The organism is Sphingomonas sp. NFR15 (assembly GCF_900103265.1).
Classification (GTDB): Bacteria; Pseudomonadota; Alphaproteobacteria; order Sphingomonadales; family Sphingomonadaceae; genus Sphingomonas; species Sphingomonas pollutisoli.
On record NZ_FMWX01000002.1, the window covers coordinates 186,755 to 211,499 of the forward strand.

Sequence of the window (24,745 nt, forward strand, 5' to 3'; positions counted from 1 at the left end):
TCGGTTGGGTCCGTTACGGACGCGGCGGCGGTGCCGGCTCCAGGAAACCGCGCGACAGGCCGTGATACAGCCGCTCGGGCGAGATCACCGCGCTCACCGCGTCGGCGATCAGCGCGGTCGCGAACAAGGGCAGGATCATGCCCCGGCTCGCGGTCGTTTCGGCGATGATGATGACGGCGGTGAGCGGCGCGCGCACCACGCCGACGAAATACGCGACCATGCCGAGCGTGACCACCGCTCCGCCCGGATCGTTCGGAAACGCCGCCGCGACGAGATGGCCGATCCCGGCGCCCACCGCCAGCGACGGCGCGAAGATGCCGCCCGGCGTTCCGCTCAGCGTCGTCGCGAGCGTCGCGATCGCCTTGCCCGGCCCGAACCACAGGGAACCGCTGCCGCCCTCGACGAGATGCTTGGTCGCGTCATAGCCGGTCCCCCACAATTCCCCGCCGCTAGTGATGCCGAGCACCGCCACCACCAGCCCGCATCCCGCCGAGAACAGCACCGGGCGCGACCGCAGCCGCTTCAGCCACGGATGCCGGGGCGAGCCGAACGCCAGCACGATCCGGCTGAACAGCCCGCCGCTCACCCCGCCGACCACGCCCGCGACCGGGCAGATCAGAATCACCGACAGGATCGGCAGCGTCTGCCGCATCGTCCCGAAATAGACGTAGTCGCCCGCGATGCCGAGGCTCACCAGCCCCGAGATCATCACCGCCGCCATCACCAGCACCGCGACGCGCTGTTCGTAGGCGGAGGCGAGTTCCTCGATCGCGAAGGCGACTCCGGCGAGCGGCGTGTTGAACGCCGCCGCCACGCCCGCAGCACCACCCGCGATCAGCACGCCCGCGGTGATCGGCACGCGCAGCAGCCGGTGGACCGCGATCATGATCGCCGCGCTGATCTGCACCGTCGGCCCCTCGCGCCCGACCGAGGCGCCCGCGAACAGCATCGTCACCGTCATCGCGATCTTGGCGATCGCGGTGCGCAGCGACACCAGCGGCCCCAGCGAAGACCGTTCGGGCGTTCGGCTCGCCGCGATCACCTGCGGGATGCCCGATCCGCGCGCCTGCGGCACCCAGCGGAGTGTCGCCCAGGTGATACCCGCGAAGATCGCCGGGCTGAGCAGCAGCGGCGCATAGGGCCAGCGCGCCACGCCTTCAGCGAACAGATGCTGCGCCCAGTCGCCCGCCTTGGCGAACAGCAGCGCGACCAGCCCGAGCGCCACCGCGCCGATGCCGGTCGCGATCCGGCGGCGCAACACGCCGAGCGCGAGGTCGCGGCCGTCCTTGCGGCCACGCAGCCAGCGCAGCGCGCGCAGGCGTGCCACCGATATCCACGATCGCGTCATCCCCCGCCTGTGACAGATGGTGCGCCGCAGCGCCACCCGTGCGGACGCGGGAGATGACGTGAAACCTTCCTGTTCACCCGCGCACGCGCGAGTCCCGGGCCGCAAGAGCCGCCAATCGTCGTTCTGCTTGGCGCTGGGTTCCCGCGTTCGTGCGAAGAGAAGCTGACGATCCCCGCCCCGCCCGCTACGCTGCCTTATGCCCGATCTCTCCGCCATCGTCGCCGACATCGCCGCCGAAATGGCCGACGCGCCCGATCGCGGCGCGGTCGCCGATTACATCGCGCCGCTCGGCGCGGTCGATCCGCGCCGCTTCGGTATCGCCGTCATCGACGCGGACGGCGTCTGCCACATGGCGGGCGATGCCGACCAGCCGTTCTCGGTGCAGAGCGTCGCCAAGGTGTTCGGCCTCACCCTCGCGCTCGGCGCGGGTGGGGACGCGGTGTGGACGCGCGTGGGCCGCGAACCCTCGGGCACCGCGTTCAACTCGATCGTGCAGTTGGAGACCGAACGCGGCATCCCGCGCAACCCGTTCCTCAACGCCGGCGCGATCGTCGTCTCGGACATCCTGCTCGGCAACCGCCAGCCCGCCGAGGTGATCGCCGAACTGCTCCGCTTCGTCCGCGCGCTCGCCGGCGAGGACGCCATCTTCGTCGACGAGTCCGTCGCCGCCGCCGAGCAGGCGACCGGGTATCGCAACAAGGCGCTCGCCAATTACATGCGCGCGTTCGGCAACCTCCACCATGATGTCGATCGCGTGCTCGGCGTCTATTTCCACCAATGCGCGCTCGCGATGAGCTGCCGCCAGCTCGCGCTCGCCGGGCGCTATCTGATGCGGGGCGGGCGCAATCCCTCGACCGGTCATTCCGTCGTGTCGCCCCAGCGCGCGCGCCGCATCAACGCGCTGATGCTGACCTGCGGCCATTACGACGGTTCCGGCGAATTCGCCTTCCGCGTCGGCCTGCCCGCCAAATCGGGCGTCGGCGGCGGCATCCTCGCGGTCGCGCCCGGCAAGGCGAGCGTCGCGGTCTGGTCGCCCGGCCTCAACGAACGCGGCAATTCGCAACTCGGCACGCTGGCGCTCGAACGGCTGGTGCAGCGTACCGGCTGGTCGGTGTTCGAGGGGTGAAGCGCCCCCGTTCGTCCCGAGCGAAGTCGAGGGACAAGCCCCGAATACAGATGCCTCGACTTCGCTCGGCACGAACGGCTATGATCTGATCGCTCTGTCGATCAGGGAGGCGACACATGCGCGTGATGGTGATCGTGAAAGCCACCGAGGACAGCGAGCGCCCCCTGCTCCCGACCGCCGTAGCGCTCGCGGAAATGGGCGCCTTCAATCAGCGACTGATCGACGCCGGCATCATGCCGCCGGGCACCGGCATGGGGCTCAAGCCGTCGTCGGAGGGCAAGCGCGTCGCCTTCGACGGCGCGGACCGCACCGTCATCGACGGCCCGTTCGCCGCGACCCGCGAGTTGGTCGCGGGCTTCTGGGTCTGGACCGTCAAGGACATGGAGGAGGCGGTCGCGTGGGTGAAGCGTTGCCCCAACCCAATGCCCGGACCGAGCGAGATCGAGATCCGCCCGGTCTATGAGCTGGAGGATTTGCGGTAACGCCGTCGGTACGCCTCGGCATGCCCCGCCGCCAGCAACCGCTCAATCCACCGTCACGCGCCCGCGCCCGGCCTTGATTCCGGATCGCTTGACCTTGCCCTCCACGCGGCGCGTCTGCGAGGCCTTGGTCGGCTTGGTCGGCCGGCGCTTCTTGGGCACGATCGTGGCCTCCTGGATCAGCGCGATCAGCCGCTCGCGCACCTCCTGGCGGTTCTCGTGCTGCGAGCGCGACCCTTCGCTGCGCAGCACCAGCACCCCGTCGCGCGTCAGCCGCGATCCCGCCAGCACCGCGATCCGGTTCTTCACCGGCAGCGGCAATCCCGGCGAGTTGCCGACATCGAAGCGCAGGATCACCGCGCTGTCGGTGGTGTTGACATGCTGACCGCCCGGCCCGCCCGAACGCGTGGTCGATTCCTGAAGCTCGCTATCGTCGATCGAGATCGAGCGCGTGATGGGAATGGCGACCATCGCGTGATGATAGCCGATCGCGACCGCTTGGAAAACGGGCGCGTCGCGTTCAGCCGCCGAACCCGGCCTTGACGAACCGCTCGGGCAGCGGCGCCTCGGCGATGATCGGCTCCTTGCCCGCGCGCGGCACGGTCAGCGCGGCGGCGTGGAGCAAAGTCTCGCCGCCGCCGCGCCCATAGATCGGATCGCCGACCACCGGCGCGCCGAGCGCCTCGGCGGCATGGACGCGGATCTGGTGGGTGCGCCCGGTCTCGGGGGTGAATTCGACGAACGCGCGCCCGTCCTTCACCGCGATCACGCGCCAACCGGTGCGCGAGGGCTTGCCGGCGGGGTCGCCGCGCATCCGCCAGCCGGTCGCGGCGGTGCTCACCTTGGCGAGCGGCAGGTCGATCAGCCCCGATTCGCCGTCGGGCACGCCCTCCAGCACGGCGAGATAGCGTTTCTGCACCAGCCCCTGTTCGAACGCCTGCTGGAACCGCGCGTGCGCCTTCGGATTGCGCGACAGCAGCAGGCACCCCGAGGTGTCGCGATCGAGTCGATGCACCGGATGCGGCCAGCGCTTGAACCCGAAGGTGAGGCTGTCGAGATGGTTTTCGAGGCTGATCGAGCCGTCGCGCGGGCGATCGACCGGCAGCCCGGCGGGCTTGTCGATGACGAGCGCCTCGCCGTCGAGGAAGAGAACATGGTTGGCAAGCATGAACCCGCCTTGCCACCGCAAGCGCGCGCATGCCAGAGCGGTTCGACGATGCGACGCTACCTGACTTCCGGGAAGAGACTGTTGGCATGGGCTGCGCTCGCCGCGCCAGCGCTGGCGATGGCCGCCACCCCGGAGCAATTGTGCCCCGGCCAGTGGGTCACGCCCGGCCCCGACGGCCGCGTGCTCGGGCACATCCCGTACCGCGAGGCGCCGCTCAGCGATCTCGTGTCCGCCCCCGCCGGCTTCGCGCTCGGCCAGCCCTGCTATGTCCAGCGTGACGCCGCGCCCGATCTCGCGCGGATGCTCGCCGCCGCCGCGGTCGCACCCGGCGTCGGCAACCGGCTGCGCGGCGTGTCGTGTTTCCGCTCGATCGAGCATCAGCGCGCGGTGTTCTGCAGCCAGATCGGCCCTGGCAAGAAATGCCACGACGCCGCCGAGCGCGCGCGCTCGGTCGGGCCGCCGGGGCATAGCGAGCACGCCACCGGCTATGCGATCGACTTCGGAATCCGCCCCTCGGGCGGGTGCGGCGACGTCAACCCCTGCCTCGCGCGCACGCCGGCGGGGCAATGGCTGATCGCGCACGCCCATGAATATGGCTTCGAGCTGAGCTTCCCCGCCGGCAACGCGCAAGGCGTGACGTGGGAGCCGTGGCACTGGCGCTGGGTCGGCGCGTCGATCACCACGCCGGGCGCGGCGCGCGCGCGGCTGCTGTTCGCACGCGCGCGCCGTGAATTTCCGGCCATTCCGGCGGTCATCGACGTCGCCGACGGCTGGATCGGCGTGATCCGCCCGGCCGCCCCGGCCCCCGCGCCGAGCGTGCCCGCGCCGGGATCACCGTATCTGCAAGGCCATCCGCAAAGCTATTTCATCCAGCCGCTGCCCACCCCGACGCCACAGCCGAGCCCGCTCTATCGCCGGAACCGGCGGCGGGGGTGACGCCCACGTTCGTGCCGAGCGAAGTCGAGGCACGAACGGGTGAGATAAGGCACCTAAACCGCCTCGATCACGTCCTTGGCCGGCGCGCGGCGCCTCTCGGTGAACCAGATCGCGATCAGCGAGAGTTCGTAGAGCAGGATCAGCGGCACCGCGAGCATCACCATCGACCATGCGTCGGGCGGCGCCAGCACCAGAGCGATCGCGAAACAGCCGACGATCGCATAGCGCCGCGCGCCGGCAAGCTGCTTGCGCGTAACGATGCCGGCGCGTTCGAGCAGCATCAGCACCACCGGCAGCAGGAAGGCGATGCCGAACGCGAACAGGAACTGCATCACGAAATCGAGATATTTGTCGACCGCCGGAAGCGCGGTCTGCTCGATCCCGCCGACATTGCCCTGATAGCTCAGCAGGAAGTGCAGCGCCGCCGGCACCGCCGCGAAATAGGCCATCGCGGCTCCGGTCGCGAACAGGAACGGCGTCGCGATCAGGAACGGCAGCAGCGCGCGCTTTTCCTTGCGGTACAGGCCGGGCGAGACGAACTGCCAGAGCTGGTTGGCGATCACCGGGAACGAAACCATCAGCCCCGCGAACAGCCCCACCTTGATCTGAACGAAGAACGCCTCGAACAGACCGGTGTAATAGATCCGCTTCTGCCCCGCCTGGATCAGCGGGTGGACCAGGAAGCCGAAAATCGGCTCGGCGAAATACAAGCACACCGCGAACGCCACCGCCAGCGCGCCAAGGCTGTAGAGCAGCCGTCGGCGCAGCTCGGCGATATGCTCGAGCAGCGGCGCGCGCGACGCGTCCAGTTCATCGACCGGCGCGTTCACGACGCCGCCTTGTCCAGGTTCACCGGCGCCGGTGCCTCGGCGGCCACCACGGTCGGATGCTCGACATAGATCGGCGGCCCGTCCTCGCTATAGTGGCGTTCGGAATCCGGCAGCGCGGGCATCACCGGCGGCGCATCGAGCGCGTCCGGCTGCGGCGCGTCGAGCGCGGGGGTGGGCGGATGCTCGCGCATGATGCGCTCGTTTTCCGCCGCCCATTTCTTTTCCATCTCGTGCAGTTCGGCCTCGCGCACCATCGTGTCGAAGCCGCTGCGGAACTGCTGCGCCACCCCGCGCATGCGCCCGACCCAATAGCCGGCCACGCGCATCGCCTTGGGCAGATCCTTGGGCGGAATCACCAGGATCGCGACCGTCCCCAGGACGACCAACTCCATCGGCTGGAAATCGAACATGCTACGGCGCAACCTTCTTCGTGATACGCCTTAGCGGTCCTCGCGAACCTTCTCGCCGTGTGCGTCGAACGCAGGCTCGGCGGCGGGCTTCGCCTCGATCCGGCTCGGCGTGCGCGGCTCGTCGTCCTCGGCCATGCCCTTCTTGAACGATTTGATGCCCTTGGCGACATCGCCCATCATGCTCGAGAACCGGCCACCGCCCAGCACGAGGATGGCGAGCACGCCGAAAATGAGCCAGTGAATTGGACTACCGAAACCCATCATGTTTCTCCTAGGTATCCTTTCTATCTAGTCCTCTTCCAAGGGATTTGCCACCTCGTTCGTATCGGTGCCCGCATCCGCCGCGATCTCCAGCGCGAGATCGGCCGGATCGAGCAGCCCGGCCGCGCGCAAATCCTCCAGCCCCGGCAGGTCGCGGCGGCTGGCGAGTCCGAAATGGGCGAGGAATTCAGGCGTGGTCGCGTACAGCAGGGGCCGCCCCGGCACCTCGCGCCGCCCGGCCGGGCGGACCCAGCCCGCCTCCATCAGCACGTCGATCGTGCCCTTGGAGATCTGCACCCCGCGAATCGCCTCGATCTCGGCGCGCGTGGCGGGTTCGTGATAGGCGATGATCGCGAGCGTCTCGATCCCCGCGCGGCTGAGCTTGCGTGGCTCCTCGCGGTCGCGCCGCAGCAGATGCGCCATGTCGGCGGCGGTCTGGAAATGCCAGCGCTCGCCCCGCCGCACCAGCTCGATGCCGCGCCCGGCATAGTCGCTGGCGAGCGTTTCGAGCGCGGCGCGCACGTTCGCGCCCGCGCCGACATGCGCGCGGATCGCGTCGATCGTCAGCGGTTCGGTCGCCGCGAACACGATCGCCTCCACCGCGCGGACGAGATCGTCGGGCGCGTCGCCGCCGAAGCCGGTCATCGCGGCGCCCGCAGATAGAGCGGCGCGAACGGAGACTTTTGTTGCAGCTCGACCTTACCCTGCCGCGCCAGTTCGAGCGCGGCGAGGAACGACGACGCCAGCGCGGACTTGCGGAATACGCCGCTCGCGCTGTCGGGCAGGAAACTCTCGATCACCGCCCAATCGACCGCGCTGCCCACCAGCCGCGCGACCCGCTCCAGCGCCGCCTCCAGCGTCATCACCGGACGATTGGCGACGATGTGCATCACCGGCCGGGTCCGCGCGCTGATCCGGCCGTACGCGGCGATCAGATCGAAGATCTCCGCCTGCCACAGCGCCTTGCGCACGGTGCGCAAGCCCTCGGGCGCGCCGCGCGGAAACACGTCGCGCCCGATCCGGTCGCGCGCCATCAGCCGCGCCCCGGCCTCGCGCATCGCGTTCAACCGTTCGAGCCGCAATTGCAGCCGCAGCGCGAGTTCCTCCGGGCTGGGTTCGATCTCGGGGTCGCGCGGCAGCAGCAACCCCGATTTGAGATAGGCGAGCCACGCCGCCATCACCAGATAATCGGCGGCGAGTTCGAGCTTGATTTCGCGCGCCTGCTCGATGAACGCGAGATATTGATCGACCAAGGCCAGGATCGAAATCTCGCGCAGATCGACCTTCTGGTTGCGCGCCAGCGCGAGCAGCAGGTCGAGCGGTCCTTCCCAGCCATCGAGATCGAGCGTGAGGATTTCGGGTTCGCTCATCGCGCGCGCTCACCCACGGCCCGCCCCCCCGCCCACGCGCCAACCGTCACCCGGCCAACAACCGTCACCCCAGCTTTCGCTGGGGTGACGGAGTGGACCCGTTCCGGGAAGGATCACGCCAGCGCCAGCAGCGCGTCGCGCTTCGCGATCAGATCCGCGAACGCCACGCCGCTTCGCCGCCCGGCCACCGAGGCCATCGCGCGATCGAGCCGCGCGCGGGACACATCCGAGATCTCGCCCAGCCGCGCCGCGATCTCGACCATCTCGTCCATCCGCCCCCAGCAATCGAGCACCACGTCGCAGCCCGCCGCGATCGCCCCCGCCGCTTTCTCGCCAGCGGTCCCCGACAGCGCCTTCATGTCGATATCGTCGGTCATCAACAGCCCGTCGAACCCGATCCGGCCGCGAATGATCTCCTCGACCACCACCGGCGAGAGCGTCGCCGGGCGCGCGGCATCCCAGGCATCGAACACGATATGCGTCGTCATCCCCATCGCCGCGCCCGCGAGCCGGCGGAACGGCTCCAGATCGACCTCCAGTTCAGCATCGCCCGCCGTGACGCGCGGCAGTTCGAGATGGCTGTCGACCAGCGCGCGGCCATGCCCCGGCATATGCTTGACCACGCCCACCACCCCGGCGCGCGCCAGCCCGTCGAGGATCGCGCGCCCCAGCGCCGCCACCCGCATCGGCTCATGCCCGAGCGCGCGGCTGGCGATGATCTCGGCGGTATCGCCCTGCGCCACATCGAGCAGCGGCCAGCAATCGACCGTCACGCCGACCTCGGCCAGCATCGCCCCGGTCGCCTCCGCATGCGCGCGCGCCGCCTCGATCGCCGAGATCGGCGCGACATCGTAGAGCGCGTCGAACGCCGGCCCGGCGGGAAACGCGGGCCACTCGGGCGGCCGCATCCGCGCGACCGGCCCGCCCTCCTGGTCGATCAGGATCGGCAGATCGCCCCGCCCGGTCAGCGCACGCAGATCGTCCGTCAGCGCCCGCACCTGCGCGCGGGTCTCGATATTGCGGCGGAACAGGATGAAGCCGACCGGCTGGCTCTCGGCGAAGAACCGGCGTTCGTCGGCGGTAACGGTAAGGCCGGACAGGCCGAAGATGACGGGCTTCATGCGAAGCGCATATCAGCGGCGCGTGCTCAGTGCCACCACCCCAACCGTTCGTGCCGAGCGTAGTCGAGGCACCCGTGCGTAACCGCCCGCCCCGTTCGTGCTGAGCGAAGTCGAAGCAGGTGCCGGAGGCGGAGCGTATGTGGCACGTGCTTCGACTACGCTCAGCACGAACGGACTGACGGTTTCAGCCGCGCATATCAGCGGCGCGTACTAAGTGCCACTACCCACCGCTCGTGCCGAGCGTAGTCGAGGCACCCGCGCGTAACCGCCCGCACCCGTTCGTGCTGAGCATAGTCGAAGCACGCGCACACACACTTCGCCTCGGGCACGTGCCTCGACTATGCTCAGCACGAACGGCGTGGCGGTTTCAGCCGCGCCGGCCGTTCAATCCCGCGCCACGAAGCACGCCTCGCCCGCGACCTTGAGCTTGCCGCACAATTCGCTTGCCTGGCTCGCGCTGCCCGCGTTGACGCGCAGCCGATAGGTGGTGGCGCCGTTGACCTCGGCGACCTGCACCGATTTGCCGAGCGGCGCGAGATACGGAATCCGCCCCGACAGCTTCGTCCACGCCGCGTTCGCGGCCGCCTCGGACGGGAAGGCGCCGAGCTGGACGAGCGCGCCGCCGGCGGTGCCGTGCGCGACCGGCGGGGTCGCCGTCTTCGCCACGAGCTTGCCGTGCGAGGGCGGCAGCGCCACCACCGCCTTGCTCGCGCCGGCGCTTTCCTTGGGCGAAGGCGCCGCCTTCTTGCCGACGATCGGCGCTTCGGGCAACGCCCTCACGTTGATCGAGGCGTTGCCGGTGCCCGCGCCGTTGCTCGTCGCGATCGCGCTGTCGCCCTCGCCCTCGACCTTGAGCCCACCCGGCTCGTCGGGCTTGACCTTGTAATCGCCTTCCTGCGCGGCGATCAGCGCGCCGTTGCCACCGGCATCGCGCGCGCCGCGCAGCAACTGATAGCCCAGGATCGCCGCCGCGATCACCGCGAGCAGCGCCGCCACCACCAGCACGATATGCAGCGCCGATGGGCCTCTGTTGTCATAATCTTCGGCGGTTTCGAGCCACGGCAGCCGGTCCCCGTCGTCCGCATCGATCTTGCCGAAGGCCATCAGTTCATCTCCTCGACAGCGACGACCCCCATGATGCCGAGGCCGTTGCGAATGATCTGCCCGATCGCGTCGGCCAGGAAAAGCCGCGCGCAGGTGATCGCGGGATTATCCGCGATCAGGAAGCGCCGGTCCACCCGGTCGTTGCCGACGTTCCACTGCGCATGCAGAGATGCGGCCAAGTCATAGAGATAGAAGGCAATCCTGTGCGGTTCGCGCGCCGTCGCGGCGGTCTCGACGATGCGCGGGAACTGCGCGGCGAGCTTCACCAGCGCAAGGTCTTCCGTGTCAAGCTGGGACAGGTCGACGCCGTCGCACACGATATTCGCCTCCGCCGCGCGCCGGTGCAGCGAGGCGATGCGCGCGTGCGCGTACTGGACGTAGAACACCGGATTGTCCTTCGACGCCTCGACCACCTTGGCGAAGTCGAAATCCATCTGCGCGTCGGCCTTGCGCGTCAGCATCGTGAAGCGCACCACATCCTTGCCGACCTCGCGCACGACATCGGCGAGCGTCACGAAATTGCCCGAGCGCTTGGACATCTTGACCGGCTCGCCCGCGCGCAGCAGCCGCACCATCTGGACGAGCTTGACGTCGAAGCGGGTCTTGCCCCCGGTCAGCGCCTGCACGGCGGCGGTGATCCGCTTGACCGTGCCAGCATGGTCGGCCCCCCAGATGTCGATCAGCGCATCGGCCGACTGCGCCTTCTGGTAATGATAGGCGAGATCGGCGCCGAAATAGGTCCATTGCCCGTTCGACTTCTTGATCGGCCGGTCCTGATCGTCGCCGAACTGGGTCGAGCGGAACAGCGGCAGCACCACCGGCTCCCAATCTTCCGGCTCCTGCCCCTTGGGCGCTTCGAGCACGCCGTCATAGATCAGCCCGCGCGCGCGCAGTTCGGCCTCGGCCGCCTCGGGCTTGCCTTCCGCCTGCAACTCGGCCTCCGACGAGAACAGATCGTGGTGGATGCCGAGCAACGCGAGATCTGCGCGGATCATCTCCAGCATCGCCGCCACCGCCGCCTTGCGGAACAGCACCAGCCATTCGCTTTCGGGTGCTAAAATGTACCGATCGCCGAATTCCTCGGCAAGCGCACTGGCGACCGGGATCAAATACTCACCGGGATAAAAGCCACCAGGAAGCTGCGCCTGAAGATACTCTAACTTCGCGGCACCGAATCCTTCGATTTCCTGACGATAACGCAGATGCACGGAGCGCGCGAGAACATCGACCTGCCCGCCGGCATCGTTGACGTAATATTCGCGGATCACCTTATGCCCGGCGAATTCCAGCAGCGCGGCGAGCGCGTCACCAACCACCGCGCCCCGGCAATGCCCCATGTGCATCGGCCCCGTCGGATTGGCGGAGACATATTCGACGTTGACCGTAATGCCCCGCCCGATCGTCGCGCGCCCGTAATCGGCGCCGGCATCGCGGATCGCCGACAGTTCGGCGCGCCAGCTATCGTCGCTGAGCTTCATGTTGATGAAGCCCGGCCCCGCGATCGACACGTCCTCGACCTCGTCGAGCTTGCGCAATTCGACCGCGATCTTCTCGGCGAGCGCACGCGGGTTGGTCCCGGCCGGCTTGGCGAGCACCATCGCCGCGTTGGTGGCGAGATCGCCGTGACTCGCATCGCGCGGCGGCTCGACCGTCACGGGCGCGCGATTGAGCCCGGCGGGCAGATCGCCAGCGGCGACGAGCGTGTCGAGCGCCGCATCGAGATGCGCGGCGAAACGGGCGTAAAGGGTCATCTGAATTCCGGTCGTATCAAGCGAACGCGCGCCTTAGCGGAACAGCGAGCGCGGTTCAAACAGCACGCCATCCGGTGGCGCAGGCGATTCAAGCAGCCAACTGTATCGCGTTTTCCCGCGAACGCGGGAATCCAGAGCCAAGCAAACTACGCTTTCGGTTCCTGCTGCTTTGGACTCCCGCGTTCGCGGGAGAACAAGAAGCGTCTTAAAATTCCGCAACCGCCAGCATCACTTAATCTCGTCGATCCATTCCGGCAGCTCGGTCAGCGCCGCCAGCCGCCGGAATCGCGCATGCCCCTCCGGCGCATCCCCCGCCTCGTGCTGCCACGCATCCGGCTGCGGAATATACGCCGCCCACGCCCCAGCCCCGAGCGCGGGCAGCACGTCCGATCGCATCGAATCGCCCGCCATTACCGCCCGCTCCGGCGCCACCCCGAAGCGGTCGAACAGCCGCTCGAACGTCGCGACCGATTTGTCGCTGACGATCTCGATCGCGCTGAACAGTTCGCCCACGCCCGATGCGGCGATCTTGGTTTCCTGGTGGAGCAGGTCGCCCTTCGTCACCAGCACCAGCCGACCGCGATCGGCGAGCGCGGTCAGCGTCTCGGCGGTGCCGGGCAGCAGCTCGACCGGATGCGCGAGCAGATCGCGCCCGACCGCGAGGATATCCGCCACCGCGCGCCCCGCCGCAGCATCGCCGAGCAGATCGACCGCCGTCTCGATCATCGACAAGGTGAAGCTCTTTGCGCCATAGCCATACTGCGCGAGGTTGACCGCCTCGACCGCGTGCAGCCGCTCGCACGCGACCCCCGCCTCGACGAACGGCGCGAGGATCGCCGCGAACGCCGCCTCCGCGCCGTTGAAGTGGCGCATATTGTGCCACAGGGTATCGTCGGCATCGAGGCAGATGAGATCGATCGTCATACCCGCTTCGCTAAAGCCCGCCCGTCGCTCACGCCAGCCCGGTCACCGGCTTGCCGCCGCGCGCGCCCGGAAACAGCGCCGCCATCGCCCGCCCGCCCGAGAGGCCGAAATGCGCCGCCGTCGCCCCCGCGATGAAGCCGTCCAAAGCCATCGTCGCACGCAAATCTCGGTTCTCATAAAGCGCGCCCTGCCCCAGCCCCGGCCAATCGGCGATCACGCGCCCGCCCTTCACCGCGCCACCGAGCAGCATCGCGCACGCGCCCGTCCCGTGATCGGTGCCGCCGGTGCCGTTGACCGCGACGGTGCGCCCGAACTCGGTCGCGACCAGCACCATTGTGTCGGCCCACACCGGCCCGAGCCCGGTCTGGAGCGCGCCGATCATCGCGTCCAGCCCCTTCAACTGCGCCGCCAGCCGGCCGCGCTGGTCGGCATGCGTGTCCCAGCCGCCGGTCTCGATCATCGCGATCCGCGCGCCATCGGCGGGGGCGAGCAGCTTGGCGGCGAGCGCGCCGGTGGCGGCGGCGGTCTTGCCGTTGTCGGCGGCGAGATCGCCGGTAAGGTTGCGCGTCGCCAGCGCCTCGCTCCACAGCCCGTGCAACTGGCTGTCGCCGGCATAGAGCATCGACACGCGTTGCAGCAGATCGTCCGACGCCTGCGGCAACGCCGACGGTGCATAAGACGCCACCTCATGCGGCCCGCGCAGCGCCATCGGCACCGCCGTCGCGATCGCGATCGCCTTCGCTTCGCCGGGCGAGAGCAACCCGAGCATCCGGTTGAGCCAGCCGTCCCGGAGTTGATACGCGCTGGCGCCGCCCGTCTCCAACACGTTCTGCCCGTCGAAATGCGACCGGTCGCGATAGGGCGAGGCGACCGCGTGCGCGAACAGCGCCTGCTTCTGCCCGTACAGCGCGTTCACCCCCACCAGCGCCGGGTGCAGCGCGAAGGTCGCGTCGAGCTTGGGCGCGGTCGCGAAATCCTGCGCGAAGGCCCCCCGCGCGCCCGCGAACGCCGGATCACCGACCGGCGCGACGATATGCAGCCCGTCCGCCGCGCCGCGCTGGATGATGAAGATGAAGCGGCGGTCGGTCGCCGCCTTGGCGAACGCCATGCGCGGTGCGAGCGCGGCGGCGAGGCCGAGCGCGCTGGTACCGATGAAGCTGCGACGATCGAGCATGTCCTATCTCCGCTGGAATTCGGGCGCGACGAGCAGCAGCGCGAGCGCCTGCCCCTGGCTTTCGGCGCGCGCCAGCGCCTGTGTGGTGGCGGGGCTGAGCGCGCCGGGGAACAGCTTCGGCGCGAGCGAACGCGCGTCGATCGTGGTCGGCGCGCGTTGCGCGAACCGCTCCGCCGCCTCGACCCGCCGCATCACCGCGTCCGATCCCGCCCAGCTCGCGGCGATATCGTCATAGCCGACCGGCTGGCCGGGCTTCCACACCGGCTGGCCGAGCTGGGTCATCAGCCCCGTCACCGCCTGCGCATCCACGGTCTTCTGCCCGAGAGCGCGCATCGCCCCGATCGACCATTCCCAGGGGGTACGGAACTTGGCCGGCGTCTCGACCCACGCCTCGGGCGAGTCGATGATCGCACGGTACACGGTCGGCAGATCGCCGTGCGATTGCAGGTACGCCGCCTGCAACCGCGAAACCATCGCCGGCGGCGGCGAGTCGCCGGCGAAATGCCGCGCGAGCTTGGTGGCGAGATGCGTCGCGGTCGCAGGGTTCATCGCCACGTCGTCGAGCACCGCCTGCGCCTGCGCGACGCCGCCCGCCGGATAGACCTTGCCCAGGATCGTGCGATCGCCGGGCTGGTGCATCGCATCCACGAACAGGAAATCGCCGGGCAGGCCGTCGGTGCCCGCGAGCTTCGCCCCCGGCGCGCGACCGATCCCCGAGACCGTCCAGCCGGTCATCGCGCGGGCGAACTCGGTCACATCGGCCTGCGTATAGCCGCTGCGCACGCCGAGCGTGTGTAGCTCCAGGATCTCGCGCGCCAGATTCTCGTTGAGGCCGACCTTGCCGCCGCGTTTCTGCCCGATCACGCTGTCCGGCCCGACCGACACCGCCTGATCGAGATAGAGCAGCATCGCCGGATGCCGTTCGACCGCGCCGAGCATGTCGCCGAATTTGCCCAGCACATGCGGGCGGATCGCCTCGAATTCGAGCGTGCCGGCCAGCCCGGTCAGTTCGAGCTTGTCGGCGGAAACCGCGAAATGATTCGCCCAGAAATACACCAGCCGCTCGACGAACGGCGTGTCGGTGACGAGCGCGGTCTGCGCGCGCGCGCCGATCGCACCGGCATAGTCCTGCCGCCCGGCGCGCCGCGCGAACTGCGCCGCCGCGCGCATCGCATCGGTGCGCGGCGGGATCGCGCCGGGTGACGCCGCCTTCGCCTGTTCGCGCAGCGCCCGCTGGTCGCGGAAATAGGCGGCAAGCTCGGCCGACACGCCCGCGCTGGTCGGCGCGGCGAGGATCGCGTCAGGCTTGGGATCATATTTGGCGAACTGCCCGGTCAGCCACGCCTTCGGGTCAGCCGGGACCGGCTGGTCCGGGCGATTGCCGAGGCCGAAACGGTTCAAAGCGATACTCGCGGCGCTCATCAGCCATGCTCCTGCGCCCCCGGTCATCGCTACATAGGCCGGAATTGTCGCAAAATCATGCCGCGCCCGCGTTCTGGCGTTCGTTTCGTGCAACTGGTCGCGCAATCTTTGCGGTTGGCGATTTTGCTGCACCGCAATATCAGGTCTCTCGACAACGAGAAAATACAGGATGCTGATCTGGCTTTCGAACCCAACCGAAAGGAAAGATCATGAACAAGACCCTCCTTCTCGCCGCTTCGCTTTTCGCGGCCGTTTCGACCCCCGCTCTGGCCGACACCGCGCCGCAGCACACCTTCACGCGTGATGGCGACACCTATGTCTACACGACCAAGCAGGTCGCTGGCCGCACGATCATCTCGGGCCGCGTGCTCAACACCGGCGACACGTTCGAACTGGCCGTGCGCGGCAACCGCGTGACCGGCTTCACCGGCCGCCGCGAAGTCGCCTTCAACGTGCCCGCCGCTTCGGCCCGCGCCGTCGCTTCGACCGCGAACTGATCCAACAACAACGCCGCCGCGCGGAAACCCCGCACGGCGGCGTTCGTTTTCCTGGCGGGCGCCCGCCCACGGCGCCGACCCTCGCCCCTCGCCCCACGCCCCTCCGTTCCTCCCGAGCGAAGTCGAAGGACAAGCTCCGGGCGCCAGCGTCTCGACTGCGCTCGACGCGAACGGTGGTGATACGATCCGGCCCGCCTGCACAGCAACGCCGCCGCGCGGAAACCCGCACGCGGCGTTCGTGTTCCTGAAGACCGCCCACAGCGCTGACTCTAGCGCCTCCCCACCGTTCGTCCCGAGCGAAGCCGAGGGACAAGCCCCGCGCGCGAGCGTCTCGACTACGCTCGACGCGAACGGTGGTGATACGATCCGGCCCGCCCGCACAGCAACACCGCCGCACGGGAACCCCGCACGGCGGCGTTCGTGTTCTTGGTGAGCGCCCGCCCACGGTGCCGAGCCTCGCCGCCCCCCCGGTTCGTCCCGAGCGAAGCCGAGGGACTGGCCCAAAGCGCAGGTGTCTCGACTTCGCTCGACACGAACGGTCGGGGGCTGTGACGCGAACGACGATGGTAACGCCCCCGCCCGCATCGGGCGGGGGGCATCCGCATCAGCCGAACAGTTTGGCCGCCGTCTCGGCGATCCGCTTGCCCTGGTGGCGCGCGCCGCCCAGATCGACGTCGCTCGGCTGGCGGCTGCCGTCGCCGTCGGCGAGCGTGCTCGCGCCATATGGCGTGCCGCCATGGACTTCCTTCACGCCCATCTGGCCCTGATAGCCATAATCCAGCCCGACGATCGTCATGCCGTGATGCATCAGGTTGGTGATGATCGAGAACAGCGTGGTCTCCTGGCCGCCATGCTGGCTCGCGGTCGAGGTGAACGCGCCGCCGACCTTGCCGATCAGCTTGCCGGTGAACCACAGCCCGCCGGTGGTGTCCCAGAAGCTCGCCATCTGGCTCGGCATGCGGCCGAAGCGGGTCGGCGCGCCGACGATGATCGCGTCGTATTCGGCGAGCTTGTCAGGGCTCTCGATGACGGGATGCGCGGTGTCGGCCTTGAAGTGCGCGGCTTCGATAACCGCCTGTGGTGCGGTTTCCGCGACGCGACGGATATCGACCTCGGCACCGGCCGAGCGCGCGCCTTCGGCGACGGCGTCGGCCATCTGCTCGATATGGCCGTAGGACGAATAATAGAGCACCAGAACTTTAGCCATGTGTATGGTCCTTCGTCTAATCTCCCCTCCCGCTTGCGGGAGGGGCTGGGGGAGGCATGTCCTGAAACGCTAACGGGTGAGGTTGGACACGCCCTCCCCCGCCCCCTCCCGCAAGCGGGAGGGGAGTACCTTACTCCGAATCGACCAGCACCAGTTCGGCGTCCGCGATCGCGGTGATCGCGATCGTCTCGCCGCCGCCGATCGCGACGCCGTCGCGCGCCTCGTAGCGGACGCCCGCGATCTCGATCGCGCCGGTCGCCGGCACCAGATAGGCGTGGCGGCCCGGGCCGACCGCGTGGGTGATCGTCTCGCCCGCCTTCAGCGTGGCGGCGAGCAGCCGCGCATCGGCGCGGATCGGCAGCGCGCCCGCATCCTCGGCGAAGCCGCTCGCGAGCGTGACGAACTGGCCGCTGCGGTCGTCCTTGGGGAACGGCTTGGCGCCCCAGCTCGGCGATCCACCCGTGCGCTTGGGTTCGATCCAAATCTGGAAGAGCGTGGTCGTCTCTTTCTCCAGATTATATTCGGCATGGCGTACGCCGGTGCCCGCGCTCATCACCTGCACGTCGCCCGCGCCGGTGCGGCCCTGGTTGCCCATCGAATCCTGATGCGTGATCGCGCCGGTGCGGACATAGGTGATGATCTCCATGTCGCGGTGCGGATGCGGCGGGAAGCCGCTGCCGCCGGCGATTTCATCATCGTTCCAGACGCGGATCGCGCCCCAGCCCATCCGGGTCGGGTCATAATAATCGGCGAAGGAAAAATGGTGGCGCGCGTTGAGCCAGCCGTGATCGGCATGGCCCAGGCTCTCGAACGATCGTTTCTCGATCATGGCGGTGCTCCCGAAGGACTGACTATGCCGCGAAGATAGAGATTTCTATCAACTCGTAAATGGAAACACTGGAAACCAATCGTTTCCAACGATAAGCATTCCTCCCCTCCCTGGAAGGGAGGGGTCGGGGGTGGGTCGGCTCGTGGCCGACGAAACATATCCTCGCGAACCAACCCACCCCCAGCCCCTCCCTTCCAGGCAGGGGAGTGAAGAAGGGACATCCATGCGCCTTCCCGATCTCGAAGCCTGGGCGATCTTCGCGAGCGTGGTCGAACACCGCTCGTTCAGCGCCGCCGCCGATGCGGTCGGCACGTCCAAGGCCACCATCTCCAAGGCGATCAGCCGGCTCGAGGCGCGGCTCGGCCAGTCGCTGTTCCACCGCACCTCGCGCCGGCTCACGCTCACCGAAAGCGGCACCGCGCTCGCCGAACACGCGCGCCGCATCCTCGCCGACGCGCAGGCCGCCGAGGAAGCCGCGCACGACGCCGCCACCGCGCCGTCGGGGCTGATCCGCATGACCGCGCCTACCACGCTCGGCATGGTCCAGCTCGCGCCGATGCTCGCCGATTTCCTGGCTGCGCATCCCGGCATCGAGATCGACCTCCAGCTTTCCGACACCAAGGTCGATATCGTCGCCGAGGGGATCGACATCGCCTTGCGGATCGCGAACCTGCCCGACAGTTCGCTGCGCGCGCGCCGGCTCGGCCCGATCCGCACCTTCGTCGTCGCCGCGCCCGCCTATCTCGATCGGCGCGGGCGCCCGACGCATCCCGCGCAGCTCGGCGAACATGCCTGTTTCGCCTATACCAACGTCTCCGGTCCGTGGCGCTTCACCGGCGCCGACGGCGAGGAGGCGGCGCTGCGCCCGAGCGGGCCGATGCGCTCGAACAGCGGCGACGCGATGCTCTCCGCGCTGCGCGCCGGGCTCGGCATCGCGCTGCTCCCCGATTTCATCGTCGGTGAGGATCTCGCGCGCGGCACGCTCGAGGCGATCCTCCCCGGCTGGTCCGCCCCGCCGATCGCGCTCCACCTGATGACCCCGCCCAGCAACCTGCGCCCGGCGCGCGTCGAAACGCTGATCGCGTTCCTCACGGAGCGGTTCCGCGCCGTCTGCGTTACCTGACACCATGAACCGCCTTCGCCCCGACGCAGACGATACGCGGTTCGTGCGCCGCTGCATGCTCCTGATCCTGATCGTCGCGGTGCTCGTCGCGCTTTGGAAAGCGAGCGACCTGCTCATCCTCGCGTTCGGCTCGATCCTCGGCGCGATCGTGATCCACGCCTTCGCCGACCTGTACGCCGAGCGCCTGCACCTGTCGCGCCGGGGCGCGCTCGGCCTCGCCATCGCGACGATCCTCGCGGCGATCGCCTTCCTCGTCTGGCTGTTCGGCATCCAGTTCGGCGCGCAGATCAACGCGCTCGTGCTGCGGCTGCCTTCGCTCCTCCAGCAGCTCGGCGCATGGGCCTCGCAGAGCCCGGTCGGCGCCAAGATCGTCGATGCGGTGCAGGCCGCCTTCGCCGGTTCGCGCGTCGCGCGCGACATCGGCGGGCTGGTGACGGGCGGCGGCGAGCTCATCCTCAACTGCCTGCTTCTGCTGATCGGCGCGCTGTTCTTCGCCGCCGATCCCGGCATCTACAAGCGCGGCGCGCTGCTGATGATCCCGCGCGGCATCCGCCCCGCCATCTCGGACGCGATCGACGATGTCGAGGGCAACCTCCGGCTGTGGCTGCGCGCCGAACTGATCCTGATGACGACGATGGGGCTGCTCGTCGCTTTCGGCCTGTGGCTGTCGGGCGTGCCGTCCTGGGCGGCGCTCGGGCTGCTCGCGGGGCTGAGCGAATTCGTCCCCTATATCGGGCCGGCGGCGGCGATGCTGCCCGCGCTCGGGCTGGGCGCGAGCGTCGGCACCGGCCCGCTGGTCGGCGCGCTCGTCACCTATGCCGGCGTCCGCCTCGTCCAGACCAACTTCCTCACCCCCTGGGTGCAGAGCCGCGTCATCGCCATCCCGCCGGCGATCACGGTGTTCGCGATCATCGGCATCGGCACGGTGTTCGGCCTGTTCGGCCTGTTCTTCTCGGCGGCGCTGCTGGTGGTGATCTTCACGCTGGTACGCAGCCTGTATCTGCGCGAGATGCTGGGCGAGGATGTCGCCGCGCCCGAGGATTAACCGCGCGACTCGTGGATACAGGCGGGTTAGCGCTAAATTAACCTTTTGCGTTCACATCCGTTGCGGTTACTGTAACCGTCTTGAACGCGCCGAGCCTTAAGGGGGCGTCCGGGCCGCGAGACGACAGGGGAACTGCCAGATGCGCGTGCTACTGATTGAAGACGAGCCGACCACCGCCAAGGCGATCGACTTGATGCTCTCCGCCGAGGGGTTCAACGTCTATATGACGGATCTGGGCGAAGAAGGCATCGATCTGGCGAAGCTGTATGATTACGACATCATCCTGCTCGATCTCAACCTGCCCGACATGAGCGGCTATGACGTGCTCAAGAAGATCCGCGCCGCCCGCATCCAGACGCCGGTGCTGATCCTGAGCGGCATCAACGAGATGGATTCGAAGGTGCGCGGCTTCGGCTTCGGCGCCGACGATTACGTCACCAAACCATTCCACCGCGAGGAACTCACCGCCCGCATCCACGCCGTCGTGCGCCGCTCGAAGGGCCACAGCCAGTCGGTGATCCGCACCGGCAAGCTCGCGGTGAATCTCGACGCCAAGACGGTCGAGGTCGACGGCAGCCGTGTCCACCTGACCGGCAAGGAATATGCGATGCTCGAGCTGCTCTCGCTGCGCAAGGGCACCACGCTCACCAAGGAAATGTTCCTCAACCACCTCTACGGCGGCATGGACGAACCCGAGCTGAAGATCATCGACGTCTTCATCTGCAAGCTCCGCAAGAAGCTCAGCCTCGCCTGCGACGGCGACAATTACATCGAGACCGTCTGGGGCCGCGGCTACGTGCTGCGCGAGACCGAGGACGTCGTCGCCGCCGTCGCCTGACGCGCGCGCATACCGGCTACCGCGAGGCGGCCGCGATGCCGGGGGGCGTCGCGGCCGCTTTCGCGTTTGCCGGGAAGGACGCGGATTTCAGATCAGCAGCGACAAGGAATTGCCGAAATTGTGAAGCAGGACGGGCAGCACAATGCTCCCGGTCCTCAGCCGCAGCCACACCGCGATGAAGGACGGCAGCGCGGTGAGCGCCATCGTCATCGCGTCGAACGAGAAATGGCCGCCGGAGAAGCCGAACGCATGCGCCATTCCGAACAGCATGCAGGATAGCACCGCCCCCCAGCCCCACTCGACACCAAACAACCGCAGCCGGCCGGTGAAGGCACGGTCGAGCGCCAGCAGCAGGATGCCACGGTAGAAAACCTCCTCCTCGAAACCGGGCATGGTGAGTTGGAAAGCGATCTCCTCCGCATCGACCTTGCCGCCCGGAAAAGCCAGCGCGACCGCGAGAAAGAAAGCGCAATACAGCGCGGCGACCGGCACCGCCGCCTTCAGGCTGCCGGCGTCCTGCGAAAACCTCAGGCCCGAGCGGCGCCAGCCGAATGTCGGAAGCGCGGCTATGCCCAGGCTCGCGGCGAGCGCGAGCAACTTGCCCTGCCAATTCCAGTCCCCGCCGACGAGATCCGGCACCACGCCATAAGCGCGCGTCAGGCAGGCATCGTTGACGGCCACCAAGAGGCCCGCGACCAGCAGCCAGCGCGGAGCGAAGGCCCGCCGGTCGGCGAACCCGATCGCGCCACCCAGCACTAGCAGGATCACCACCGTTCCACCCAAGCCGATCAAGCCATCCACGCCGCCGCCCCCGGTCCCGTATTGCCGATGCAACACGGCATATCGGCGCGAAGTCGCCCGGGCAATGGCGGGTTTGTGGGACGGACCAACGCTCTCGAGGTCCGGCCATACGTGGGGGCCGCCGGGCAGCCTTTCTTCCGGTTAGCCGCCGGTGGGCTTTCGGACTGGCTGGCCGTACATTTGTGGCGGGAACGGGGAAACTGGTGGGAAGCCGACGTCGCGTGTATCCAATGCGCTAGCGCGCTCGATGACGGCGGCTATGATGGATCGATGCTGTACCTCGCCCTCAAAGCCGCCATTTCGGGCATCCTCGTCGCGCTGGCGTCCACTCTGGCCAAACGCTACCCTGGCTTCGGCGCCTTGATCGCGTCGCTTCCTTTGGTTTCCGTTCTGGGCATGATCTGGCTTTGGGGCGAGCGACCGGATGCGGCGAACATGGCCGCGCACTCGCAAGCGACCTTTTGGTACGTCCCGCCGTCGCTCCCGATGTTCCTCGTGATCCCCGCTGTGTTGCGACACGGAACACCATTCTGGGCGGCTTTGCTTATTGGATGCGGGCTCACCGTTGCGCTGTACGCTGCCATGACGTGGATCGCTCCTCGCCTCGGCTTGCAACTCTAAATGGCCGACTGTGGGCGGCAGCCATCCATCCGCCTTGTCGATCCCGAACGCCGTGATCTGGTGGAGAGCGGTCATTCGCCGAGAGCTGGGATCAATCTCTCCCGACCGTCATAGGTCCAGACCGATACGTGTGTCTCCATCCATTGGCGGAAATGATCCTACCGCCGTTGAACGTGAAGATGACCGGAAAGAGGTTGCCGCCGGAGGTGTCGATAAATTCAACCTCAATCTTCTGTTCCCCACATCGGTCCTGCACGGGCGTCGGAATACCATCCCAGCCAACAAACCGGTATGTGTCAGCTTTCATTTCGCGTGCGAGCGCTATCGCACCGGCCACTCCGCTCGCAAGAGGTAGGCGAACATCTCTGCCGCCAGACGAGAACAAAGCTGTGGGATCAATTAGTCGTTGTAGTTTGGCCGCAGGCTTACCGTCCCATGCAGCCGCCAAACTAATCGCTTCGACAGCGCGATAGCTCAATATGTTTCGGAGTTCACCGACGTATTCGACGGGGGGCACGTCGCAAGCTATACGGGCCACATCAGCGGCCTTCGGCTGTTGCGCGAGGGTCAATGAAGCCGCGAGAAGAGCAAGAATTAGTGTCGGCATGAGCGTGAACTAGCGGATCCTCCTCCCCACACAAGCGCTGAACGTCTTCTAATGGGGCGGGAGCCGCCATGGCGGAAAATGGATGGAAAGCGGACATTTCCTCATCAAGTCGATACGTCTAGTTAAGGGGCATCAACGGGGAGCGGGCGAGCGTGCGCACTTATTTCAAACGTCTAGGTTTAGCGCTGGGTGGTGTCATAGGTGCGGTTGCGGTCGGTATCGCGCTTGAAGATCACTTAGGAATTCCGTTTGATACAAGCTATCGTGTCATCTGCGCGATCGCATGTCTCGTTTTCGTCTTCAAGCTACACCGCGACTATCCGACGGAGGTATGGCCTAAAATCGGCCTTCTCGGCTCCGCAATAGTCAATATCATAATATTTTTCACGCCGCTAGTTTCTCGTCCCGCCTCGCGAGGCGAGCTTATGATTTTCGCGCTACCGGATTCCATAGTCGTGCTAGCGGCTCTGATTGCGTCTTATAAAGTCGAAAGCGTGCATGAGCGAGCGATGCGCCAGCAAATGATCTTCGGTTTCATTATAGCGCTTGGATTCAGCGCCGTCATGTTTACTCTTATTTTGATCGGCCCGCACCCTCAAAGGGTGCGATGACAGAATGTCCCCTATTGGGCGCAAGCCGCCAATGCGACCTCCCGCAACGATCCTTGATCGAGACGCCCTTACGCTACCCGGTACGATTACCGCGATCCGCTAGTTTGGCACTCGCCGGCCTGCACTTCCGTTGCGAGCACGCCTCTTAAAATCGTCTCCGATCTGCGCTGACCGTAGCCGTGCCCATAGGCGGAAGACGTGATGGCAACCACAAGATGGCACGCTGGGATGACGTAAATCTTGTTGCCGCCATTGCCCGATGCGAACGACACCGGAAGGGCCTTGCCTGCGACGTGCTGCACCTTTCCGTACCAGAAATAGCCGTACTGATCGGCGTAGGGATCATCTGCCCCGATGCTGACATGCGGGGCGAGCATCGCCGCGATCCAATGGGCGCTGACGATTTGGCGCCCCTGAAACCGTCCATTGTTGCGGACCATCTCGCCGATCGATGCAAGCTCGCGCGTGGTCAGGGAAAGATTGCCCTGACCCTTCGTCATGCCGGAAGCGTCGCTCTGCCAGTCCCAGCGGGTGATCCCGAGCGGCCGGAACAGGCGCGCGCGCGCAAAGCTGCTCATCGTCTCTCCGGTCGCCTTCGCGACCACCACGCCGGCCGTGTAGGCCGTCGCCGAATTGTAGCGATAGCGCGTGCCGGGCGCCTCGGCGGATGGAATGTGGCGGACGAAGGCCATGGGATTGTCCGACGCATCCATACGATCTTCGTTACCCGAAGAGGCGGGGTCTTCATCGAACGCCGCCAGGCCGGAGCGCATCGACACCACGTCGCGGAGGGGGACCGCGCCGATAGCGCTGCCGGACGCCTCCGGCCAGTATTTCGACACGGGATCATCAACCGAAGCGATCGCGCCGCGGTCGATGGCGATGCCCACCAGCAGGGCGGTGATGCTCTTACCGGCTGACCGGATATCGTGTAGCTCGCTCGGGGATGCCCCGTTGTAATATCGCTCCGCGACCCGGCGGCCGTCACGTACGACGACGACGCCGCGAAGGTCCGGATGCTCGTCGCGATCCCAACGCGCCAGAACGGCATCCAGGTCGGGTCGCCCGGATGCGTGAGCGGAGGTGGCGAGAAATCCGGCAAGCGCAGCAAGCCCAAAGGCGACACCAACCCTCATCCCCTC

General features: G+C 67.7%; 28 protein-coding genes. 9 read left to right on the forward strand and 19 right to left on the reverse strand.

Annotated features, from left to right (window positions below; translation table 11 throughout):
- Nucleotides 1-13: 13 nt before the first annotated feature.
- Nucleotides 14-1,348: a chloride channel protein gene (locus tag BLS81_RS06255; RefSeq protein WP_093222218.1), complete on the reverse strand. Its 1,335-nt coding sequence runs from the start codon at nucleotides 1,346-1,348 to the stop codon at nucleotides 14-16.
- Nucleotides 1,349-1,544: 196 nt separating this feature from the next.
- On the opposite strand from BLS81_RS06255, the gene BLS81_RS06260 reads away from it, so the two are divergent.
- Nucleotides 1,545-2,474, forward strand: a complete 930-nt coding sequence (locus BLS81_RS06260; RefSeq protein ID WP_093222222.1) for a glutaminase — start codon at nucleotides 1,545-1,547, stop codon at nucleotides 2,472-2,474.
- 116 nt (nucleotides 2,475-2,590) lie between these two features.
- Entirely contained in the window at nucleotides 2,591-2,956 is a 366-nt protein-coding gene (locus tag BLS81_RS06265) for a YciI family protein (protein WP_093222226.1), read from the forward strand.
- Between the two features lie 42 nt (nucleotides 2,957-2,998).
- On the opposite strand, the gene arfB is transcribed toward BLS81_RS06265, so the two are convergent.
- Entirely contained in the window at nucleotides 2,999-3,424 is a 426-nt protein-coding gene (arfB, locus tag BLS81_RS06270; protein ID WP_093222228.1) for an alternative ribosome rescue aminoacyl-tRNA hydrolase ArfB, read from the reverse strand.
- Between the two features lie 49 nt (nucleotides 3,425-3,473).
- Entirely contained in the window at nucleotides 3,474-4,121 is a 648-nt protein-coding gene (locus tag BLS81_RS06275) for an RluA family pseudouridine synthase (protein WP_093222230.1), read from the reverse strand.
- A gap of 81 nt (nucleotides 4,122-4,202) precedes the next feature.
- Between BLS81_RS06275 and BLS81_RS06280 the strand changes: the two genes are divergently transcribed.
- A complete protein-coding gene (locus BLS81_RS06280; RefSeq protein WP_338061592.1) occupies nucleotides 4,203-5,057 on the forward strand; it encodes a M15 family metallopeptidase in 855 nt (284 codons plus the stop codon).
- A 53-nt stretch (nucleotides 5,058-5,110) separates the two neighbouring features.
- Here the strand turns inward: BLS81_RS06280 and tatC are convergent, their stop codons facing one another.
- The 11 genes from tatC to BLS81_RS06335 form a co-directional block, all read right to left on the reverse strand.
- Complete coding sequence (gene tatC, locus BLS81_RS06285) at nucleotides 5,111-5,887, reverse strand: twin-arginine translocase subunit TatC (RefSeq protein ID WP_093222233.1); 777 nt, start codon at nucleotides 5,885-5,887, stop codon at nucleotides 5,111-5,113.
- Nucleotides 5,884-6,297: a twin-arginine translocase TatA/TatE family subunit gene (locus BLS81_RS06290; RefSeq protein WP_093222237.1), complete on the reverse strand. Its 414-nt coding sequence runs from the start codon at nucleotides 6,295-6,297 to the stop codon at nucleotides 5,884-5,886. The genes tatC and BLS81_RS06290 overlap by 4 nt, the downstream gene beginning before the upstream one ends.
- Before the next feature lie 30 nt (nucleotides 6,298-6,327).
- Nucleotides 6,328-6,558 (reverse strand): twin-arginine translocase TatA/TatE family subunit, encoded by a 231-nt coding sequence (locus BLS81_RS06295; RefSeq protein WP_093222239.1) that lies wholly within the window; start codon nucleotides 6,556-6,558, stop codon nucleotides 6,328-6,330.
- A 27-nt stretch (nucleotides 6,559-6,585) separates the two neighbouring features.
- Nucleotides 6,586-7,203, reverse strand: a complete 618-nt coding sequence (gene scpB / locus BLS81_RS06300) for an SMC-Scp complex subunit ScpB (RefSeq protein WP_093222242.1) — start codon at nucleotides 7,201-7,203, stop codon at nucleotides 6,586-6,588.
- Nucleotides 7,200-7,928, reverse strand: coding sequence for a segregation and condensation protein A (locus BLS81_RS06305; RefSeq protein WP_093222244.1), 729 nt, complete (start codon nucleotides 7,926-7,928; stop codon nucleotides 7,200-7,202). The genes scpB and BLS81_RS06305 overlap by 4 nt, the downstream gene beginning before the upstream one ends.
- Before the next feature lie 113 nt (nucleotides 7,929-8,041).
- The gene (locus BLS81_RS06310; RefSeq protein ID WP_093222247.1) at nucleotides 8,042-9,049 is read right to left on the reverse strand and encodes a glycoside hydrolase family 3 N-terminal domain-containing protein; all 1,008 of its coding nucleotides are present in this window, start codon (nucleotides 9,047-9,049) and stop codon (nucleotides 8,042-8,044) included.
- A gap of 384 nt (nucleotides 9,050-9,433) precedes the next feature.
- Nucleotides 9,434-10,153 (reverse strand): SPOR domain-containing protein, encoded by a 720-nt coding sequence (locus BLS81_RS06315; RefSeq protein WP_093222249.1) that lies wholly within the window; start codon nucleotides 10,151-10,153, stop codon nucleotides 9,434-9,436.
- Nucleotides 10,153-11,904, reverse strand: a complete 1,752-nt coding sequence (gene argS / locus BLS81_RS06320; protein WP_093222251.1) for an arginine--tRNA ligase — start codon at nucleotides 11,902-11,904, stop codon at nucleotides 10,153-10,155. Before argS ends, BLS81_RS06315 begins: the two co-directional genes overlap by 1 nt.
- Nucleotides 11,905-12,132: 228 nt before the next feature.
- Nucleotides 12,133-12,828 carry an HAD family hydrolase gene (locus BLS81_RS06325; protein ID WP_093222254.1) on the reverse strand — a complete coding sequence of 232 codons (696 nt, stop codon included), beginning with the start codon at nucleotides 12,826-12,828 and terminating at the stop codon, nucleotides 12,133-12,135.
- Nucleotides 12,829-12,856: 28 nt separating this feature from the next.
- Nucleotides 12,857-14,002, reverse strand: coding sequence for a DUF1501 domain-containing protein (locus BLS81_RS06330; RefSeq protein ID WP_093222257.1), 1,146 nt, complete (start codon nucleotides 14,000-14,002; stop codon nucleotides 12,857-12,859).
- 3 nt (nucleotides 14,003-14,005) lie between these two features.
- On the reverse strand, nucleotides 14,006-15,424 hold the full coding sequence (locus BLS81_RS06335; RefSeq protein ID WP_093222259.1) for a DUF1800 domain-containing protein: 1,419 nt from the start codon (nucleotides 15,422-15,424) through the stop codon (nucleotides 14,006-14,008).
- Between the two features lie 209 nt (nucleotides 15,425-15,633).
- On the opposite strand from BLS81_RS06335, the gene BLS81_RS06340 reads away from it, so the two are divergent.
- Nucleotides 15,634-15,921 carry a hypothetical protein gene (locus tag BLS81_RS06340; protein ID WP_093222262.1) on the forward strand — a complete coding sequence of 96 codons (288 nt, stop codon included), beginning with the start codon at nucleotides 15,634-15,636 and terminating at the stop codon, nucleotides 15,919-15,921.
- Nucleotides 15,922-16,525: 604 nt separating this feature from the next.
- On the opposite strand, the gene wrbA is transcribed toward BLS81_RS06340, so the two are convergent.
- Nucleotides 16,526-17,128 carry an NAD(P)H:quinone oxidoreductase gene (gene wrbA, locus BLS81_RS06345; RefSeq protein ID WP_093222264.1) on the reverse strand — a complete coding sequence of 201 codons (603 nt, stop codon included), beginning with the start codon at nucleotides 17,126-17,128 and terminating at the stop codon, nucleotides 16,526-16,528.
- A 130-nt stretch (nucleotides 17,129-17,258) separates the two neighbouring features.
- Nucleotides 17,259-17,957 carry a pirin family protein gene (locus tag BLS81_RS06350; RefSeq protein WP_093222267.1) on the reverse strand — a complete coding sequence of 233 codons (699 nt, stop codon included), beginning with the start codon at nucleotides 17,955-17,957 and terminating at the stop codon, nucleotides 17,259-17,261.
- A 223-nt stretch (nucleotides 17,958-18,180) separates the two neighbouring features.
- Here BLS81_RS06350 and BLS81_RS06355 point away from each other — a divergent pair, with 223 nt between their 5' ends.
- The 3 genes from BLS81_RS06355 (at nucleotide 18,181) to ctrA (ending at nucleotide 20,963) form a co-directional block, all read left to right on the forward strand.
- A complete protein-coding gene (locus BLS81_RS06355) occupies nucleotides 18,181-19,080 on the forward strand; it encodes a LysR family transcriptional regulator (protein WP_093222270.1) in 900 nt (299 codons plus the stop codon).
- A 4-nt stretch (nucleotides 19,081-19,084) separates the two neighbouring features.
- Nucleotides 19,085-20,125, forward strand: coding sequence for an AI-2E family transporter (locus BLS81_RS06360; RefSeq protein WP_093222274.1), 1,041 nt, complete (start codon nucleotides 19,085-19,087; stop codon nucleotides 20,123-20,125).
- Between the two features lie 139 nt (nucleotides 20,126-20,264).
- Complete coding sequence (gene ctrA / locus BLS81_RS06365) at nucleotides 20,265-20,963, forward strand: response regulator transcription factor CtrA (RefSeq protein WP_093222277.1); 699 nt, start codon at nucleotides 20,265-20,267, stop codon at nucleotides 20,961-20,963.
- Between the two features lie 87 nt (nucleotides 20,964-21,050).
- Here ctrA and BLS81_RS06370 read toward each other — a convergent pair whose 3' ends face one another.
- The gene (locus BLS81_RS06370) at nucleotides 21,051-21,764 is read right to left on the reverse strand and encodes a CPBP family intramembrane glutamic endopeptidase, BDIM_20840 family (protein WP_093222945.1); all 714 of its coding nucleotides are present in this window, start codon (nucleotides 21,762-21,764) and stop codon (nucleotides 21,051-21,053) included.
- Nucleotides 21,765-22,034: 270 nt separating this feature from the next.
- Here BLS81_RS06370 and BLS81_RS06375 point away from each other — a divergent pair, with 270 nt between their 5' ends.
- Entirely contained in the window at nucleotides 22,035-22,385 is a 351-nt protein-coding gene (locus tag BLS81_RS06375; RefSeq protein WP_093222946.1) for a DUF3147 family protein, read from the forward strand.
- 91 nt (nucleotides 22,386-22,476) lie between these two features.
- On the opposite strand, the gene BLS81_RS20335 is transcribed toward BLS81_RS06375, so the two are convergent.
- Nucleotides 22,477-22,992 carry a hypothetical protein gene (locus BLS81_RS20335; protein WP_143023305.1) on the reverse strand — a complete coding sequence of 172 codons (516 nt, stop codon included), beginning with the start codon at nucleotides 22,990-22,992 and terminating at the stop codon, nucleotides 22,477-22,479.
- 152 nt (nucleotides 22,993-23,144) lie between these two features.
- Between BLS81_RS20335 and BLS81_RS20340 the strand changes: the two genes are divergently transcribed.
- Nucleotides 23,145-23,603, forward strand: a complete 459-nt coding sequence (locus BLS81_RS20340) for a hypothetical protein (RefSeq protein WP_143023306.1) — start codon at nucleotides 23,145-23,147, stop codon at nucleotides 23,601-23,603.
- 86 nt (nucleotides 23,604-23,689) lie between these two features.
- Here BLS81_RS20340 and BLS81_RS06385 read toward each other — a convergent pair whose 3' ends face one another.
- Nucleotides 23,690-24,739, reverse strand: a complete 1,050-nt coding sequence (locus tag BLS81_RS06385) for a serine hydrolase domain-containing protein (RefSeq protein WP_093222948.1) — start codon at nucleotides 24,737-24,739, stop codon at nucleotides 23,690-23,692.
- Nucleotides 24,740-24,745: the final 6 nt, after the last annotated feature.

Coding starts and splice junctions, on each gene's coding strand:
- BLS81_RS06385 (WP_093222948.1), bottom strand. CDS start 24,739: ATGAGGGTTGGTGTCGCCTTTGGGCTTGCTGCGCTTGCCGGATTTCTC.
- BLS81_RS06340 (WP_093222262.1), top strand. CDS start 15,634: ATGAACAAGACCCTCCTTCTCGCCGCTTCGCTTTTCGCGGCCGTTTCG.
- BLS81_RS06260 (WP_093222222.1), top strand. CDS start 1,545: ATGCCCGATCTCTCCGCCATCGTCGCCGACATCGCCGCCGAAATGGCC.
- BLS81_RS06355 (WP_093222270.1), top strand. CDS start 18,181: ATGCGCCTTCCCGATCTCGAAGCCTGGGCGATCTTCGCGAGCGTGGTC.
- BLS81_RS06335 (WP_093222259.1), bottom strand. CDS start 15,424: ATGAGCGCCGCGAGTATCGCTTTGAACCGTTTCGGCCTCGGCAATCGC.
- BLS81_RS06290 (WP_093222237.1), bottom strand. CDS start 6,297: ATGTTCGATTTCCAGCCGATGGAGTTGGTCGTCCTGGGGACGGTCGCG.
- BLS81_RS06330 (WP_093222257.1), bottom strand. CDS start 14,002: ATGCTCGATCGTCGCAGCTTCATCGGTACCAGCGCGCTCGGCCTCGCC.
- BLS81_RS06255 (WP_093222218.1), bottom strand. CDS start 1,348: ATGACGCGATCGTGGATATCGGTGGCACGCCTGCGCGCGCTGCGCTGG.
- argS (WP_093222251.1), bottom strand. CDS start 11,904: ATGACCCTTTACGCCCGTTTCGCCGCGCATCTCGATGCGGCGCTCGAC.
- BLS81_RS06360 (WP_093222274.1), top strand. CDS start 19,085: ATGAACCGCCTTCGCCCCGACGCAGACGATACGCGGTTCGTGCGCCGC.
- wrbA (WP_093222264.1), bottom strand. CDS start 17,128: ATGGCTAAAGTTCTGGTGCTCTATTATTCGTCCTACGGCCATATCGAG.
- BLS81_RS06310 (WP_093222247.1), bottom strand. CDS start 9,049: ATGAAGCCCGTCATCTTCGGCCTGTCCGGCCTTACCGTTACCGCCGAC.
- ctrA (WP_093222277.1), top strand. CDS start 20,265: ATGCGCGTGCTACTGATTGAAGACGAGCCGACCACCGCCAAGGCGATC.
- scpB (WP_093222242.1), bottom strand. CDS start 7,203: ATGACCGGCTTCGGCGGCGACGCGCCCGACGATCTCGTCCGCGCGGTG.
- BLS81_RS06295 (WP_093222239.1), bottom strand. CDS start 6,558: ATGGGTTTCGGTAGTCCAATTCACTGGCTCATTTTCGGCGTGCTCGCC.
- BLS81_RS06275 (WP_093222230.1), bottom strand. CDS start 4,121: ATGCTTGCCAACCATGTTCTCTTCCTCGACGGCGAGGCGCTCGTCATC.
- BLS81_RS06305 (WP_093222244.1), bottom strand. CDS start 7,928: ATGAGCGAACCCGAAATCCTCACGCTCGATCTCGATGGCTGGGAAGGA.
- BLS81_RS06315 (WP_093222249.1), bottom strand. CDS start 10,153: ATGGCCTTCGGCAAGATCGATGCGGACGACGGGGACCGGCTGCCGTGG.
- arfB (WP_093222228.1), bottom strand. CDS start 3,424: ATGGTCGCCATTCCCATCACGCGCTCGATCTCGATCGACGATAGCGAG.
- BLS81_RS06325 (WP_093222254.1), bottom strand. CDS start 12,828: ATGACGATCGATCTCATCTGCCTCGATGCCGACGATACCCTGTGGCAC.
- BLS81_RS20335 (WP_143023305.1), bottom strand. CDS start 22,992: ATGCCGACACTAATTCTTGCTCTTCTCGCGGCTTCATTGACCCTCGCG.
- BLS81_RS06265 (WP_093222226.1), top strand. CDS start 2,591: ATGCGCGTGATGGTGATCGTGAAAGCCACCGAGGACAGCGAGCGCCCC.
- BLS81_RS06350 (WP_093222267.1), bottom strand. CDS start 17,957: ATGATCGAGAAACGATCGTTCGAGAGCCTGGGCCATGCCGATCACGGC.
- BLS81_RS06375 (WP_093222946.1), top strand. CDS start 22,035: ATGCTGTACCTCGCCCTCAAAGCCGCCATTTCGGGCATCCTCGTCGCG.